16 protein-coding genes are annotated in these 12,547 nt (G+C 69.3%); 2 read left to right on the top strand and 14 right to left on the bottom strand.

What is annotated here, in order from left to right; genetic code table 11:
• Positions 1-55: 55 nt before the first annotated feature.
• The 10 genes from ACFQ7F_RS17530 to ACFQ7F_RS17485 form a co-directional block, all read right to left on the bottom strand.
• The gene (locus tag ACFQ7F_RS17530; protein WP_383271228.1) at positions 56-1,069 is read right to left on the bottom strand and encodes a mechanosensitive ion channel family protein; all 1,014 of its coding nucleotides are present in this window, start codon (positions 1,067-1,069) and stop codon (positions 56-58) included.
• Between the two features lie 144 nt (positions 1,070-1,213).
• Positions 1,214-1,849, bottom strand: coding sequence for a bifunctional 4-hydroxy-2-oxoglutarate aldolase/2-dehydro-3-deoxy-phosphogluconate aldolase (locus ACFQ7F_RS17525; protein WP_383271227.1), 636 nt, complete (start codon positions 1,847-1,849; stop codon positions 1,214-1,216).
• Positions 1,846-2,109 (bottom strand): HPr family phosphocarrier protein, encoded by a 264-nt coding sequence (locus tag ACFQ7F_RS17520; RefSeq protein ID WP_383271226.1) that lies wholly within the window; start codon positions 2,107-2,109, stop codon positions 1,846-1,848. The genes ACFQ7F_RS17525 and ACFQ7F_RS17520 overlap by 4 nt, the downstream gene beginning before the upstream one ends.
• The gene (locus ACFQ7F_RS17515; RefSeq protein WP_383271225.1) at positions 2,106-3,242 is read right to left on the bottom strand and encodes a DgaE family pyridoxal phosphate-dependent ammonia lyase; all 1,137 of its coding nucleotides are present in this window, start codon (positions 3,240-3,242) and stop codon (positions 2,106-2,108) included. The genes ACFQ7F_RS17520 and ACFQ7F_RS17515 overlap by 4 nt, the downstream gene beginning before the upstream one ends.
• Before the next feature lie 56 nt (positions 3,243-3,298).
• A complete protein-coding gene (locus tag ACFQ7F_RS17510) occupies positions 3,299-4,039 on the bottom strand; it encodes a DUF4310 family protein (RefSeq protein WP_383271224.1) in 741 nt (246 codons plus the stop codon).
• Positions 4,040-4,052: 13 nt separating this feature from the next.
• Positions 4,053-4,841, bottom strand: a complete 789-nt coding sequence (locus ACFQ7F_RS17505) for a DUF4311 domain-containing protein (RefSeq protein WP_383271223.1) — start codon at positions 4,839-4,841, stop codon at positions 4,053-4,055.
• Between the two features lie 4 nt (positions 4,842-4,845).
• The gene (locus tag ACFQ7F_RS17500; protein ID WP_383271222.1) at positions 4,846-5,181 is read right to left on the bottom strand and encodes a DUF4312 family protein; all 336 of its coding nucleotides are present in this window, start codon (positions 5,179-5,181) and stop codon (positions 4,846-4,848) included.
• On the bottom strand, positions 5,178-5,543 hold the full coding sequence (locus ACFQ7F_RS17495; protein ID WP_383271221.1) for an SFCGS family glycine-rich protein: 366 nt from the start codon (positions 5,541-5,543) through the stop codon (positions 5,178-5,180). The genes ACFQ7F_RS17500 and ACFQ7F_RS17495 overlap by 4 nt, the downstream gene beginning before the upstream one ends.
• Before the next feature lie 59 nt (positions 5,544-5,602).
• On the bottom strand, positions 5,603-5,992 hold the full coding sequence (locus tag ACFQ7F_RS17490) for a hypothetical protein (RefSeq protein WP_383271220.1): 390 nt from the start codon (positions 5,990-5,992) through the stop codon (positions 5,603-5,605).
• Between the two features lie 79 nt (positions 5,993-6,071).
• A complete protein-coding gene (locus tag ACFQ7F_RS17485; RefSeq protein ID WP_383271219.1) occupies positions 6,072-7,232 on the bottom strand; it encodes an amidohydrolase/deacetylase family metallohydrolase in 1,161 nt (386 codons plus the stop codon).
• A gap of 167 nt (positions 7,233-7,399) precedes the next feature.
• Here ACFQ7F_RS17485 and ACFQ7F_RS17480 point away from each other — a divergent pair, with 167 nt between their 5' ends.
• Positions 7,400-8,146 carry an IclR family transcriptional regulator gene (locus tag ACFQ7F_RS17480; protein WP_383271218.1) on the top strand — a complete coding sequence of 249 codons (747 nt, stop codon included), beginning with the start codon at positions 7,400-7,402 and terminating at the stop codon, positions 8,144-8,146.
• A gap of 107 nt (positions 8,147-8,253) precedes the next feature.
• Here the strand turns inward: ACFQ7F_RS17480 and ACFQ7F_RS17475 are convergent, their stop codons facing one another.
• The 3 genes from ACFQ7F_RS17475 to ACFQ7F_RS17465 form a co-directional block, all read right to left on the bottom strand.
• Positions 8,254-9,105: a GNAT family N-acetyltransferase gene (locus tag ACFQ7F_RS17475; RefSeq protein ID WP_383271217.1), complete on the bottom strand. Its 852-nt coding sequence runs from the start codon at positions 9,103-9,105 to the stop codon at positions 8,254-8,256.
• 103 nt (positions 9,106-9,208) lie between these two features.
• Complete coding sequence (locus tag ACFQ7F_RS17470) at positions 9,209-9,730, bottom strand: cupin domain-containing protein (RefSeq protein WP_383271270.1); 522 nt, start codon at positions 9,728-9,730, stop codon at positions 9,209-9,211.
• 163 nt (positions 9,731-9,893) lie between these two features.
• On the bottom strand, positions 9,894-11,852 hold the full coding sequence (locus ACFQ7F_RS17465; RefSeq protein WP_383271216.1) for an acyl-CoA dehydrogenase family protein: 1,959 nt from the start codon (positions 11,850-11,852) through the stop codon (positions 9,894-9,896).
• Positions 11,853-11,985: 133 nt separating this feature from the next.
• On the opposite strand from ACFQ7F_RS17465, the gene ACFQ7F_RS17460 reads away from it, so the two are divergent.
• Positions 11,986-12,258: a DUF3253 domain-containing protein gene (locus tag ACFQ7F_RS17460; RefSeq protein ID WP_383271215.1), complete on the top strand. Its 273-nt coding sequence runs from the start codon at positions 11,986-11,988 to the stop codon at positions 12,256-12,258.
• A gap of 104 nt (positions 12,259-12,362) precedes the next feature.
• Here ACFQ7F_RS17460 and ACFQ7F_RS17455 read toward each other — a convergent pair.
• Positions 12,363-12,547, bottom strand: a 185-nt coding sequence (locus ACFQ7F_RS17455; RefSeq protein WP_383271214.1) for an SgcJ/EcaC family oxidoreductase, incomplete at its 5' end; no start/stop codon positions are given.

Here is a 12,547-nt window from a genome sequence, read left to right as displayed (position 1 = left end):
GGAACCGGAAGCCGGCGCAGTGGGTGAAATTCCTGTGCCGGCTTCCGGGCAATGGTCAGTTCGATGCTGCGGCCTTGCTGCCGGTGCTGACGGTGAAGTCGTTGTCCGTACGCATCCACACAGTGCGCTGCGGGAAGGGGATCTCGACGCCCGCCGCATCCAGCGCTTCCTTGACGCGACGGCGCAACTCGCGGGTGACTGCCCACTGCTTGAGGGGAACGGTCTTGACGGCCACGCGGATCATGACACCGTCCGCGTCCAGGGACTGCACTCCCCAGACCGACGGGTCCTCCAGCAGAACCCCGTCGAACTGCGGATCCTGACGCATGTCGCGACCCGTCTCCTCCAACACGCTGTAGACAGTGTCGAGATGGGAGTCGTACGCCACCGAGACGTCCAGGACGGCGCGGGCCCACTCCTGGCTGTCGTTGCGCACCCGCAGGATCTCACCGTTACGGATGTGCCACAGGCCGCCGTTGAGATCACGGATCTGGGTCAGGCGCAGACCGACGTGCTCCACTTCGCCGATGGCTTCCCCAAGGTCCACGGAGTCGCCGACGCCGTACTGGTCTTCGAGCATGATGAGCATGCCGGACAGGTAGTCCGCGACGAGGTTCTGCGCACCGAAGCCGATGGCAAGGCCCACCACACCGGCGCTTGCCAGCAGGGGACCAAGGGCGATGCCGATCTGGTCGAGGACCATGGCCAGTGCCATGACGCCGACAACTACGGTGACAATGCTGCTGAGCACCGAGCCGATGGTGCGAGCGCGCTGCTCACGACGTTCGTTGGCCCGACTACGATCGCGCTGCAGCACGGCCGGGCCGCGGCTGGTGCGGCGAGGTTCGCTCTGCTCCTCCGGTGGCTGGAGTATGCGCTGCACGACGCGAGTGATGGCCTTCTTGGCCAGTCCCCGGACGATCATCATTCCCACGATGATGAGCACGATGCGCAGCGGGATGCCTATGAGGGTATCGACGTTGTCCCGCAGCCAACTCGGGGCTGACATCGCCTGGTCGGTGACGTCGCTGCTGAGGACATACGACGCCGACGCGCCGGTGGGTGACACGGGATTCCGCTCCAGTCAGTCGAAGTGAGCACCTGTCGCAGCGGGGACCGTAGTCACGGATTCCGAATCAGGTCAAAGGGTGTGTAGGGGGTGTGAGAGGAGTGTGCCACCAGCGTGGGTGAACCCCGCCCCCCTCGTGCCCTCTCAGCCGAGCTGTGCCCGCAGCCGTCGTACGTTCGCGTCCACATCCCCCTTGGTCAGATCGCTGCCGATGCTCACGGTGAAGGCCCCCGCGGCCAGCCACTCACCCGCGTTGTCGAGGGTGACCCCGCCGGTGGCCATGATGCGGGCGCCCGGCAGGACGGACATCACCGACTTCAGATAGGCGATGCCACCGATGTGTGCGGGAAAGAACTTGGCGACGCCTCGCCGGGCGGCGACGCGCAGCTCGCTGGGGGTGAGGCCGCCCTCCACCAGGAGTCGGTCGGCCGCGTCCGCGACCGGGCGGACCTCCGGCACCTGGAACGGGCTGACGAGGAAGTGAGCCCCTGCCGCCAGGGCCCGCTGCGCGATCTCGGGCGAGGTGACGGTGCCGAGGCCGACGGTCGCCTGCGGGGCCTCCCGGGACCAGGTCTCCACCAGCTTCTCCCAGCCGGGCGTGGTGGCGGTGAACTCGAAGACGGTGATGCCGCACGCGAGGAGAGTGCGCGCCAGTTCGTCTGCTGTGTCGGCGTCCGCGGCGCGCACGGTCGGGGTGATGCGGGCCAGGCGCAGACGGTCGATGGTGCGGGTGACGGCCTGGCTCGGGGAGGTCGCATCGGGCGACGGGGCGCCGCTCATGCGGGGTCCGCTATGCGTGCGAGGGCGTCGAGGGTGGATTCGGCGTCGGCGCCGCGTGCGCGCAGCACGATGGCATCGCCGCAGCGGATGTTGAGGGTCATGAGCGAGAGCACGCTGCGGGCGGGCACTTCGTGGCCGTCCTCGCGGGCGACGGTGACCTCGGCCGTGCTGCGGGCCGCGGCCTGGGCGAAGGCTGCGGCCGGTCGGGCGTGCAGCCCGGCTTCCTCGGTGACGACCAGGCGGCGTTCGGCGACGGTCACAGGTCTCCTCCATCGAGTCCATCGAGTCCATCGAGTCCGTCGTGTCCCTCGAGCAGCGTGGTCAGGTGGCGCACCAGTTGCGTCTCCTCGTCAGGGTTCAGTGGGCGCGGATCGATGTACAGGCGGCCCGTAGAGGCGTGGTGATCGCGCAAGTACACGCCGAGCGCGGCCAGTTCGTCGACCAGGTGCGCGGCGTCACGGCCGGCTGCCGCCGGGTCGACGGTGAGTTCGGTGCGGTGGATGTCCCGGCCTGCCTCGTCGCTGACGACCCGTGTCGTGATGCCGGGCAGCGGGGCCAGGCGCGCGGCCAGCTTCTCCATGCGGCCGCGGTGGCCGCCGGGGGAGTCGGCGCCGTAGTCGCGCAGGGCGCGGACGAGGCCGAAGAGGGTCTCCTTGCCGACCTTCATCGGGCGGGCGATGCCCCCGTACTGCGCGCGGCAGGCCTCCATGTGCCGGGCGCTGCCGCAGATCATTCCGGAGGTGGGCCCGCCGACGGCCTTGCCGCCGCTGTAGACGACGAGATCAGCCCCCGTGGCGGGCCAGTGCCGCAGATCCTCCTCGGCGGCCGCGTCGATGATCACCGGGATGCCGTGCTCCTTGCCGACCTCGATGGTCTGGGCGAGAGAGACCATGCCTTTCTGTACGGCGTGGTGCGACTGGACGTACAACAGGGCCGCCGTACGGGGGCCGACGGCGCCGGAGAGATGTTCCTTGGTGACCTTGTTCGCCGAGCCGACCTCGACGGGTCGGCCGCCACCGAGCGCGATCAACTGCCGTATCGGGGCGCCGAAGTGGACCGAGTGGCCGCGCGGCAGGATCACCTCGCACGGCGCGTCACCCGGGTCGGGCAGGGCCTCGATGCGGGATAGGTCCGTACCGGCGACGAGCGCCGCCACGGCGATGGCGATGCCGGAAGCGGCGCCGGTGGTGGGACAGCCGTCCTCGGTGCCCGTGGCCCGAGCGATCTCCTGTCCGGTGGCGGTGAGCAGGTCGGCCATGACGACGTGGTGCCGGGCGCCCTCGCTCATCGCGGTGATGACGGCTTCGCTGAGCACGCTGCCGCCGAGTGCGGTCATCTTGCCGCTGGCGTTGATCGCCGGGGGGACGCCTAGATCCTGGTGGAGAGTGTGCACACTGATTCCTTGAACTGTGGTGGCGAGAGGGTCGGTTCGTGAGCGGGCGGGGGCGATCACTTGCCGGGGATGGGGAAGAAGAACCCGGCAGCCATCGCGCCGATGATGGCGCCGCCCGTGAGGGGCTTGCGCCACTTGTAGAAGAGCGCGGCGCCGACGGTCGAGCCGAGACCGACGGGCAGGGACGCGGTGGCGGCGGAGATGATGACGAGCGGGCCCAGATAGCGGCCCGCGGAGTTGCCCGCGCCCATCATCACGTCGGCGCCGAACGTGGAGGTGCCGCCCGTGGAGTTCACGGTGGCGCGGCGGATGGCGAGAATGGCGACGCCGATCAGGGCACCGAGCAGGGCGCCGACGGGGATCGCCAGCCAGAAGTGCTCCAGGGGCGCGGTGAACCCGGCGGACAGCAGCATCGCGGGGATGCCGATGCCGACGCCGGTCTGGAGGGAACCGCCGATGTCGAGGATGCCGACCATGGGGCCCTCGATGATCCGGGCGAACAGGAACCCCGCGCCGAAGGCTGCGGCAGCGCTGTAACTGCCGCCCTCCATACCGGCCTTGAGCATGGCGACGACGGCGACTTCGTTGAAGATGCCTGTGTGGTAGACGTAGTAGAGGTGTGTGCCGGTGAAGATCCCGGCGGCCAGGCAGGCGACGAAGACGGGGAAGGCCCACTCGGAGAGCCAGAAGCTGCCTTCTCCCGGCACCTTGGTCAGGAAGCCGGACTTTTCCTGCTTCGTGGTGTCGGAGCCGTGCGCGGGTATGTCGCCCGCGGCGGCGGTCGATGTGTCGGTCATGTCGCTGCCTGCCTCACTGGGGCTTGGTGCCGGTCGCGTCGTGGAACTGCAGGAGCCAGTGCGGGATGTCGACCTTCAGCTGTTGGAGCAGCGTGATGTCGGCGCCGCGCAGAACCGTGCTGGCGGCGAACAGGATGATGACCGCCCCCGCGAGAGATTTGGTGACCTTGGTCCAGCCCAGGTCGTCGACTCCCTTGCCGATGACGATGCCGAGCACGATGCCCGGGACCGCGTTGCCCATCACCAGGTGACCGAGCCCGCCAAGGACGGTGCCCCAGGCTCCGGTACGGCGGCCCGCGTCGACAGCGGCCATCCAGAAGATGATGGGCATCACGGGGTTGATCAGCCATTCCGAGGCCGGCCCAAGGACCTTGGCGGCGACGTCCTGCAGGGAGTGCGGGATCGAGGCCGCCGTCGTGTTGAGCAGCGCGATGAGGACCATGCCGACGACGGTGCCGGTGAGGGCCATCCGCCGGGGGTTGTGCAGGGTCTGGTCGAGGTTGCGGTTCTTGATCATCGCGACCGAGGCCGTCCAGTGCGGCACGATGCGGTGGTCGACGTCTCCGGTCAGCGCTCCGGTGCCGACGGTGCTCGACCAGGCGTTGAAGAGGAAGCCTAGGCCGAAGGAGAAGTGCGCGACGGGGTCGTTCTGGCAGGCGTTCAGCTCGCCGAGGGTGCGGAAGGCACCCATGCCCTGGACCTTGGGCGCGTGGAACATCCGGGCCACGCCCGCGCTCGCGCCGAAGCCGATGAGGCCGCCGATGACGAGGGACTGCAGCAGGACGGTGAGGGTCTCATTCATCGGGTCACCTCATGTGCAGGGCGTGCTGGAGCGGTGAGAGCCGCTCCTCGCGCACCGTGAAGTCGACGGCATCCAGGTCGAGGGAGGCCACCTGCACCTCGACGCGCAGGGTGATCTCGAAGCGTTGGCGGGTGCGTGGGAAGAGCAGCCCCAGGAACCGCTCGGTCCAACGGTGTTCGGCGGCGGACACGACCTCAAGCTCCAGCGGTTCCACCCGGAAGCAGACCCCGTCCGTGCGCTTGCCGACGGTGGACTGGACCTGGCCGATGGCGGTGGCGAAGGCCTTCTCGCGGGTGGGCCCCGAGCCGGTGAGGCGGAGTGTGTGGCGGGACTGCTTCACGCTGTCCTCCCCAGCTTCTTCAGGAGGGCCTCGGTGACCTTGAAGCCCAGTTCCTCGCTGTCGAGGAAGCCGAAGCCGAGGACGGTGCGGCCCTGTTCGACGGCGGTCACGCCGGCTTGCGCCGACCGCATGCCGAACTCGATGTCGTGCCCGTACTTGGCCTTGGCGGTCACGGCCCCCGCGCCGCCGCTGCCGCAGAAGGAGATGCCGAGGTCGGCCCCCTCGGCGGCCATCACATCGCCCACCTTCATGTCGGCTCCGGGCCCGGGGATGACGAAGGGCTCGCCGCCCGCGGCACGTACTCCGTCGGCGACCGCGTTTCCCTTGCCGAGCCGGTGTCCGATCACGATCTTCACTGTCATGGCGGTGCTCCCTGGTGTGTCGGTCATGCGTGTATCGGTCATGGCTGTGTCGGTCATACCTACTGGTCGGTGTCGTGCTGGAGCTGTGCCGCCGCCTCGAAGTGCAGGGCGAGCAGCAGGACTTCGGTCTCGCGCGCGGCGAATTCCCTGGGGGTGCAGTAGCTGTCGATGAGATGACGTACGGCCGCCATGCGTCCGGGAGCCACCTCGGCGGCAAGCTGGGGGTCGAGTGCGTCCAGGTGCTCGGCGGTGCGGACCCTGCGGACGAACGCCAGCGCGTGCACGGCCAGGGCGAGCGCGCGGATGTCGTCGAAGGTGATGCCGCTGGACTGCGCGTAGAGGTGGGTGAGCGGGAGGAACGCTTCCAGTTCGGCACGGTCCTCGTCGGTGACGGGACGGCCGGTGTCCCGTACCGCCTCTGCGAGGCGCTCGATCAGGGGGGTGCTCAATTCACGGGCCTCTCGGTGGTTCCGGTCGGTGGTGCGGGCGCAGGCGGGCCCGGTCGAGGGGCCGGCCGGTGCCGGTGGTTCAAGCGGATCCGGTTTTCACCGGGTGGATGCGGCCCGCACGGACGGCCGCGACCGGTTCCAGGTGGGTGTCGCCGGTCCGCGTGGCGCCCTCGGCGTCGGTCAGTGTCACCGGCCCCTGCTCTCGCCGCAGCAAGGTCAGATCCGCCACGGAACCTGGGCGCAGGGTGCCCAAGTCCACGCCCAGGCCCAGCACTTCAGCGGCATGCAGGGTGGCGCAGCGAATCACTTGATGCGGCGTCATCCCCAGGGCGAGCAGTTTGTTCAGGGTGGTGGCCAGCGAGTGCACCGGTCCGTCAATGCTGCGCGCGTGCAGATCCGTACTGATCGTGTACGGGGTGAATCCGGCGGCCAGCGCCCGTTCCGCGGTGGCGAAGCACAGGCTCGCGCTGCCGTGCCCGATGTCGAGACGGACGCCGCGTGCGACGGCCGCACGTGCCTGGCGCTCACTGCCGAAGAGACCGCCCGGCTTGCCGTGGAAGGCGTGCGTGACCACATCACCCGCGCCGAGCAGGTCGAGGACGTCGCCGAGCACCGGTGGTTCGTTGCCCACATGGACCATGACCGGTCGGCCCACCCGCTCGGCGACCCGCTTGGCGGACCGCAACGGGGCGAGCCCGCTGTCGCCGAGGACCGACGAGCTCATCCGGACCTTGATCCCGCGGATCTGATCCGGGTGGTCGCGCAGCGCCTTCTCGGTGGCCGCCTCGACCACGTCGCCGGGTCCGTGCGAAAGCTCCCTGGGCCCGTGCACCAGGCCGTGGCGGGAGATGTTCAGCCAGCTCAGCACCCGGGTGGCGGCGGGGCGGACAACGTTGTCCGTGAAGTCGGAGAAGTCGTCGCTGCCGCAACTGCCCGCGTCCACCACGGTGGTGACGCCCTGGCGGACCCCGATCGTGTCGGCGGGGGCGCCGAGGTAGGTGCGGGGAGCGTAGACGTGGGTGTGGAGGTCGATCAGGCCCGGCGTGACGAGCAGGCCGGAGGCGTCGAGCTGTTCATCGCCGAAGAGGGTGCCGGGTGCGGCGATCTCCGCGATGCGACCGTCGCGTACGGCGATGTCACCCGGCTCGGGGGCCTCGCGCAGCGGGTCGGCCAGGAGCCCGCCCGACACCACGAGATCGAATCGTTGTCGGTGCGGGGCTGTTGCCCCGTGTTCAGCCATGGACGGCCGCCTTTCCCGAGCATGAGATAGGTGCGTGGAGCGTCCGGCGCGAGAGGCGACCCAGGGGTGCGTCACGGCCGAAGGACAGACGAGCGTTCCGTAGAGTAGAATGACGTTCCGTTTTGCGGACCGATTGGCAACATAGCCCGCGTGTTCTCGGAGGGTCAATGGATGGCAGCAAGCCCGTTAATTCCGTCGCCAAGGCGCTGCGGGTCCTGCACGCGCTGGCTCGCCCGGACGGACCGCACCGCCTCGGCGAGATCGCCGAGCACTCGGGGGTGCCCAAGGCCACCACTCACCGGGTCCTCGCCATCCTGATCGAGGAGGGGTACGCGGCGGCCGACGGCGAGGGCCGCTACGGCAGCGGCAACCAACTCCGGGCCCTGTCCGCCCTGGTGCTCGCGGACGACGCCGTCGGCATCGACGCGGTGCTGCGCGCCCTCCAGCAACGGCTCGGCCAGACGGTTCACTTGGCCGTGCTCAGCGGCGACTACGCCACGTACACGCACAAGGTCGACCCGGGCCACGCCTACCGCATCGCCAGCGACGTCGGCACCCCGCTGCCGCTGCACACCACGGCCGCGGGCAAGGCGCTGCTCGCACACCTGCCGCAGAGCGAGGCGGACGCCATCCTGGACCGCACCGGGCTGCCCGCCCGCACACCCCGCACCCACACCGACCGCGCGGCCCTGGCCGAGGAGCTGGCCCGCATCCGCGCCGACGGCTACGCCACCGACTACGAGGAGTCGGACGACTCCATCTGCTCGGTCGCCGCCCCCGTGCTCGACGCGGATGGAACCCCGGTCGGGGCGGTCTCGGTCTCCGCCCTCACTTTCCTCGTGACGGAGGAACAGCTCAGCAGCTTCGCGCCGGCCGTGCAGCAAGCGGCGCAGGATGTCTCCCGCAGACTGTGAGATTCGGCGGGTCCGCCAACCGGTACGACGGGGTGCGGTTCAGGCCACCGGCATGGCTTACCTGATGAACAACTCTCGGGAATTGCGCCTCTCCTCGTGCGGCGGACTCAGGGCTGCTTCACCAGGATGGCGCGGGCATAAAGCAGATCGAAGCCCTGACGCTGGGCGTTCTCCTGGGACTTGGATCCCGGCTGCGTGGTGATGACGGCAACGTCGCAGCCGGCCGCTGCCGCGTGGGCGAGCCGGGCCGAGAGCAGCGCGGTCTGGACACCCCGGCGCCGGTGCGCCGGCGCGGTCGCCGCGCCGGTGAGCTGTGCGACGCCCTCTGCCATGCGGAAGCTGGCGCCGCCGGCGATGACCCCGTCGCGCAGCGCGACACACCGCATGACGCCGGCCGCCGCCGTGAGATCGCGCACGGCCCTGGCGATCACCTCGCGCGGAAACTCTTCGTGCGAGGGCACCCCTTGTGCATCAGGGTGGGCGAAGCCCTCTGCCACGACGTCGAGCCAAGGCTCGAACTCGTCGTCGTCGCTCGGCCGGACCTCGACCCCGGTGGGCGTGACGCACTCGCGCCCGCCCCCGAGGGTCTGGCCGAGCACGTTCTCGAACGATGCGAGCCGATAGCCGCGTTCGGTCAGCAGGGCACCGATCGCGGGATCGGCAAGGTGGGCGAGCTCGATCTGCACGGGGGAGCCGCAGGCCCTGAAGGCCCTTTCGACCTCGTCGAGAGCGGCCGCGCTCGGCACGCCGCCGAAGCCGAGGCCCACAACTTTGTTGAGCGGTGATCCCTCTTCGGCGAAACTCGCCACGCCGCCGGCGAGAGGGATCACGAAGCCCGCCGTGTCCGCCCTGCGTCCGCGGGCGGCCTCGCTGCCCTTGGCGATGAGCTGTGCCTCGACCCGCTCGATGCGCTCGGCCAGGGCGGTGCCGCAGAAGAGGGGCAGCCGGTCGGTGTTCATGGCTTCTCTGCACTCCTTTTCAGCATGGGACCGTTCGTGTCCCATCGCGTTGCCCCAGAGTCGCGAACTCGCGGGCCGCACTCAAGCAGTCGGGGGCAGTCCACTACACCGCCTCCGGCCCGAAGTCCTCCTCGAAGTAGCTGTCGTGCCGCACGCGGAACTCCTTGAGTTCCTCGCTGCCGCGCTGGGACATCTCGGCGACCTTTTCGAAGTACTCCTCGCGCGGGGCGCCGGGGGAGAAGAGCATGAGCATCGACGTGGGCTCGGCCGTCACGTTCTTGAAGGCGTGCAGGCCGCCGACCGGTACGTACAGGAAATCACCGGCGCGGCCGGTCACCCACTTCTCGCCGTTGAAGAGCTCCAGCTCCCCGGAGAGGACGTAGAAGGACTCCGACATGGCCTTGTGGAAGTGGGTCTTGGCGCCGGCGGACCGTGCTGCCAGGTCCACCTTGTAGAGGCCGAACTCGCCGCCGGTCGATTCGTGCGTGGCGAGGTAGTGGGTGGCGCCACCGCCGGATGAAGTGAGGTCCGGCGGGGTGTCGGCGGTGCGGAAGGATGCGTTCACCTCGCCTCTGTCTCCGTGGTGGCGGGGCTCGGGGTACGGCAGGTGGTCCGGGTACGACATCGTGCGCTCCTTGTCGTCGAGGTTCACCTGCATCCTGGCCTTCGCCCACCGGGACCGGCATCGGCCGCAAGCACGACCATGGGCAGTCCTGTGCCAGGGACCTGAGACCTAGGACCTGGGCACGTCGTATCGGCCTGCCTTTTCACGCACCGGACGGGGATGCTCAGCCCACCAGATCGGGTGAGCGCAGCATCTGGGGCGGGATGTTCCAGGCATCGACGAGGTCGGCGGCGATCGGCCGGATCTTGCGGCACAGGTCGTTCACCTCACGGCGGATCGCCTTGGAACGCTGTACCGTCAGCCGGCCGTGCTCCATGAACCAGGCGCGGTCCGCCTCGATCGTGGAAAGGGCGAAGAGGTCGCACAGGAGCCCTAGTGCGACCTTGTTGTCGCCGTCGGGGAGCCGGCGCATCTTGTCGACGAACGCCTCGAGCACCAGCCGCTCGACATGTGCGTGGGCCACCGCGATGACGTGATCCTGCACCTGTGAGAAGACGACGCCGGGATGGGCCTTCTGGTCCATCCCACGCTTGAGGCGGCGCGCCACACCGGCGAGCATGTGCTCCTCGCGGAAGCGGAGCATGGCGAGCTGATACTCCGAATCGAGGAGGCCTGCTTCCTGATCCCACTCATCGCCGCCGGGCAGCAAGTCACGTACTCGCTCGAGCAGTTTGTGGGCCGAGGTCTTCTCGATGACCGTCTCGACGGCGAGGTTCGTGACGTACCGGACCATGCCGAGCTGGTCCATGCTCTCGAACTCGCTTGCGTAGTGGGTGAGCAGGCCCTTCGCCACCAGCTGGAGCAGCACGTGGTTGTCGCCCTCGAACGTCGCGAAGACGTCGCTGTCGGCCTTCAGCGCGGCGAACCGGTTGACGGCCAGATAGCCGGCGCCCCCGCACGCCTCGCGGCACTCCTGAATCGTGCGCGTGGCGTGCCAGGTGCCGAGTGCCTTGGTGCCTGCGGCCCGTGCTTCCAGCTCACGCCGTGCCTGCTCGTCGTCCGTGGTCCCCGAGAAGACCTCGTGCAGTTGCGTGCGTACGACGTCCTGGGCGAAGTGCAGCGCGTAGGTGCGCGCGACGAGCGGGAGCAGGCGGCGCTGGTGCATGCCGTAGTCGAGGAGCACCTGCTCATCGGTGTCCGAGGCGGCCTTGAACTGCCTCCGGCGATCCGCGTACTTGGTGGCGATGGCCAGGGCGACCTTGCTGGCGTTGATGGCGCCGCCGCCGACGCTGACCCGCCCCTGCACCAGGGTGCCGAGCATGGTGAAGAAGCGGCGGTCGGGGTTGTCGATCGGGCTCTGGTAGACGCCCTCGGGAGTGACGTCGGCGAACCGGTTGAGCAGCGCCTCGCGCGGCACGCGTACGCCGTCGAACCAGATCCGCCCGTTGTCCACGCCGTTGAGGCCCATCTTGCGCCCGTCGTCCTCGATCCGGACGCCGGGGGCGATTGCACCGTCGACGCGGATCGGCACGACGAACGCGTGCACCCCTTGGTGCTCCTCGCCCACCTCCAGCTGGGCGAAGACGACCGCCAGCTCGCCGTGCCGGGCAGCGTTGCCGATGTAGTCCTTGCGCGCCTGGTCTCCGCCGGTGGTGATGACGAACTCCTGGCTGTCGGCGTCATAGCGGGCCACGGTGCCGAGCGCCTGGACATTGGAGCCGTGTCCGGTCTCGGTCATCGCGAAGCAGCCCATCAGCTCCCCGGTGATCAGGCGCGGCAGGTAGGCCTCGTGGTGACGTTCCGTGCCCAGGTGCAGGATGGCGCCACCGAAGAGTCCGAACTGCACGCCGACCTTCACAAGCACCGACAGATCTCCGAAGGCGAGCGTCTCGAACGCGGCGATCGATGCGCCGACGTCACCGCCCCCGCCGTACGCCTTCGGGAATCCCATGCCGGTCTGACCGGTTGCCGCCATCTCGACGACGAGCTCACGCACGCGCTCGCGGAACTCGTCGAAGCCGAGCTGCTCCGCTTCGTCCAGTACGCCTGCGTACGTCGTCAAATTGGCGCGGACGAGACTGCGGACCTCGGCGTATTCGCCGTCGAGCAGCTCGGCAAGAGCCGGGACGTCGATGGCGGGCTGCGTGTAGCCGCTCGTGGAGGCGGCGCTGTCGGTGACCATGTCGCCCTGCTACCCGGCGGTAGGACGATCAAATCGGTCGCTTGGTCCATCCAGCGGAGAGCAGGCACCGTCGGCACATCCGGTCGGCGGCTGATGTCCTGGTATTCGTCACCGCCGGTGCGACACTGGCGCAGTGACGGACACCGAAGGGCAGACAGGCCGGCGCTTGGAGCGAGCCATTCTGGACCTCCTGGAGCGGCGTGGTCCGACCTCGACGATCTGCCCGTCCGACGCCGCGCGAGCGGTGTATGAAGGGGACGACGACGGCTGGCGCGCGCTCATGGAACCGGCCCGCCGCGCGGCCCGGCGCCTGGTCACGGCCGGCGAGGTGGAAATCACCCAGTCCGGCCGCCCCGTCGAGCCGACAAAGGCCCGCGGCCCGATCCGTATCCGCCGCGCCCACTGACAGTTCCCCACCTCGGGCTTCGCGAAGTGCGGACTGCCGCGCGGCCTCCCACGGGGCGGCGAGTTCAGCGAGCAACTCGCCTGACTCACACGGCTGTTGTCAGGTCACGCGCCGAGTATCTCCGTGTTCTGGCAAGCGACCAGGCGCCATTGCCCGTCTTCCTTCGCCATGACGTAGAGCGGAGTACCCGGGTTCCCGATGGGGTGGCCGTCGAGCGTCAGGTACTGGGCATGCGCCTTGACAGCGGCGACGTCGGGGCGGATGAACAGCACATCCACCACCTCGTAGG

Origin of the sequence: Streptomyces sp. NPDC056486 (genome assembly GCF_042795295.1) — a bacterium.
GTDB lineage: Bacteria > Actinomycetota > Actinomycetes > Streptomycetales > Streptomycetaceae > Streptomyces.
Note: the sequence above shows the minus strand (reverse complement) of the source record. Positions and strands in the feature narration are given on the sequence as shown.